Here is a 347-nt window from a genome sequence, read left to right as displayed (position 1 = left end):
TCCATCTGTTCTGTGACCTCCACAAAACCGTCCATCGTTTTTTCAGACGGGTTGCCGGAGTCCGTTGCCGGGTTTTCACGCTCCCAGCCCTTTTGTCTGCCATATTCGGAAAACATTCTTGGGTTCGGGAAGTACCGCCAGCCAGAAATGCACTGGTTCATAATCTCGTTGATTTCCCGGATTTCCCATTGCTTCGGCTCGTCAAAGGCATGGTTCAAGGCTTCCTTATAGAGCTGCTTGGAGCAGACCATGCTCCCGGTGTACTTATCAAGATACGCCTGTATCATCCCGGCTTTGGTGTCCTCCGGCATAAAATCCCGCTGGTGTTCTTTGAGATACCGCTGCAT

1 pseudogene is annotated in these 347 nt (G+C 51.3%); it reads right to left on the bottom strand.

Annotated elements, in window-relative coordinates:
- Positions 1 to 347, bottom strand: a pseudogene (locus DWX61_RS17880) (virulence-associated E family protein); the annotation flags it as partial.

The sequence above is a fragment of the Ruminococcus sp. AF20-12LB genome (assembly GCF_003478985.1).
Classification (GTDB): Bacteria; Bacillota; Clostridia; order Lachnospirales; family Lachnospiraceae; genus Blautia_A.
The sequence above is the reverse complement of the archived record's forward strand: the minus strand, read 5'-3'. Positions and strand labels throughout refer to the sequence as shown.